A 1,722-nucleotide genomic window follows, 5' to 3' on the forward strand; every position below is an offset into this window, starting at 1 on the left:
CATGTCCATCGATCCGAACGTTGGTGCATTGAAAGAATACCTGACCGATATCACCACATCACCCACCTACAATAAATTACGTGACGATGTTTGGCACCTGCTGGGCAAACTGCCCGTAGGCAAACGCTTTACCCGCGAAATGGCCTCCAAACTGGAAGCCAGCCTCAAAGGCGTGGTATCCAAATCCAGCAACCTCTTCGAATCACTGAAGTTGCGATACTTCGGCCCGATAGACGGACATAATATCACCAAACTGGCAGACACCCTCCAGGACCTGAAAGACATCCCAGGCCCCAAACTGCTGCATATCGTTACCACCAAAGGCAAAGGATATGCACTCGCAGAAAAGGACCAGACAACCTGGCATGCTCCCGGTCTGTTCGATAAAATAACCGGCGAAATCTTTAAGAAACAGGTAGACAAACCTCAACCGCCCAAATACCAGGACGTCTTTGGCCATACCATCATTGAACTCGCCGAACAAAACGATAAAATCATCGGTATCACTCCTGCTATGCCTTCCGGCTCTTCCCTCAAATTCATGATGGAAAAAATGCCTGACCGCGCTTTCGATGTAGGCATCTGCGAACAGCACGCCGTTACATTGTCCGCCGGCATGGCTACCCAAGGCATGAAAGTGTACTGTAACATCTACTCCTCATTCTTCCAACGCGCCTTTGACCAGGCCGTACATGATGTGGCCATCCAGAAACTCCCCGTGATCTTCTGCCTCGACAGGGCAGGACTCGTAGGCGAAGACGGACCTACACACCATGGCGCCTATGACATCGGCTATATGCGCAATATCCCGAATGTCATCATCAGCGCACCAATGAACGAAGAAGAACTGCGCAACCTCATGTACAGCGCACAGCTGCCGGATAATAACAACCCATACGTAATCCGCTATCCCCGCGGACAAGGTGTAATGCCCGAATGGCGCACGCCTTTCAAAACCATCAAACCCGGCACAGGCCGGAAAATCCGCGATGGAAGGGACATAGCAATACTCTCGCTGGGCCATACCGGCAACTTCGTAACCGAAGCCATCAAAGAACTGACGGCTGACGGCCTGCAACCAGCACACTACGACATGCGCTTCGTGAAGCCGCTGGATGAAACCCTGCTACATGAAGTATTCAGCTCATTTGATAAAGTAATCACTATTGAAGATGGCGCCATAAAAGGCGGATTTGGCAGCGCCGTACTGGAATTCATGGCAACCCACCAATACAAAGCCGAGGTGAAAATGCTGGGGATCCCCGACAGAATCATTGAACACGGCAAACCAGAAGAACTGTACCGCGAATGTGGCTACGATGCTGCCGGTATCGCCAGCACAACCCGCGAAATGCTGAAAGAAAAGATCAGAGTAACAATCTGATTATTTTGATATTTTTTTATTTAGTTATTTAGCTATTTGATTTGCGGATTTTGAAATTCTTGAACCAAATAGCTAAATAACTAAATAAAAAAATATCAAAATAAAGATGTACTTCCAATTAAGGATCACAGATATAAAGAAAGAAACCAGCGGCACTAATACCTACTTCCTGGAAAACACATCGCCAGAGCCGCTTGAATACCTGGCAGGCCAGTTCCTCACCTTCATTATCCGCCTGCACAATAAAGAATACAGACGTTCCTATTCCTTCAGCTCCACTCCCGGAGTAGATAAGTACCTGTCAGTAACGATTCGTGAAAAAGAGAATGGCGAAATAT

General features: G+C 48.0%; 2 protein-coding genes. Both read left to right on the top strand.

What is annotated here, in order from left to right:
- A partial coding sequence (gene dxs / locus VM802_RS16695; protein ID WP_325532511.1) for a 1-deoxy-D-xylulose-5-phosphate synthase occupies nt 1-1,384 on the top strand: 1,384 nt, incomplete at its 5' end.
- A 106-nt stretch (nt 1,385-1,490) separates the two neighbouring features.
- Nucleotides 1,491-1,722 (top strand): FAD-binding oxidoreductase (locus tag VM802_RS16700; protein ID WP_325532513.1); only part of this gene is annotated, 232 nt, incomplete at its 3' end.

This window comes from Chitinophaga sp., from assembly GCF_035538455.1.
Classification (GTDB): domain Bacteria; phylum Bacteroidota; class Bacteroidia; order Chitinophagales; family Chitinophagaceae; genus Chitinophaga.